Below are 511 nucleotides of genomic sequence, written 5' to 3' on the forward strand. Positions count from 1 at the left end.
ACTGTATTTTGAGCACAATTATTCCTCCAAATACATTTACTAGCTGGAAATGCTGTTTGAGCAGATGTACTTGGAAATTGGCTAATACAAATTCGCCAACCGATATCTGGAAATTTTCTAACTAACTCTTTTAATAATTGAATACGTTCTTGCGTATTGATATTTGTAGCAGGTAACCAAGCTCTAAAAACTCCAGATAATGAATTAAAAGGTTTGTTGCTATAATTATCAGTGATTTCCTCTTGACTTAATTGAGCCAAAATTTTTACCACTCTAGCAACTGTTAATTTATCCCAAGCTAATTTCTCTAATGCCCACAACAAATCAGTATACTTAGGTGAAGAGAAAATATCAGTAGAAACAGGTTGCATTAGCTCTAAGAATTGCTTATCAGTTTTCAAATCGTTTTCTATAATACTTAAAAATACTTTTGGGCTCGCTTCTGCATACACTGAGAAATCAGATGCTTGTGCAAGCAATACTCTTAAGTTAAGTGGAGAGAATAATTCTT

At 32.9% G+C, this 511-nt stretch carries 1 protein-coding gene; it reads right to left on the reverse strand.

Annotated features, from left to right (window positions below):
* Positions 1-479 (reverse strand): hypothetical protein (locus tag ACTHUR_RS18545; RefSeq protein ID WP_440400238.1); only part of this gene is annotated, 479 nt, incomplete at its 3' end.
* Between the last annotated feature and the right edge of the window lie 32 nt (positions 480-511).

The organism is Neisseria sp. P0021.S007 (genome assembly GCF_051956855.1).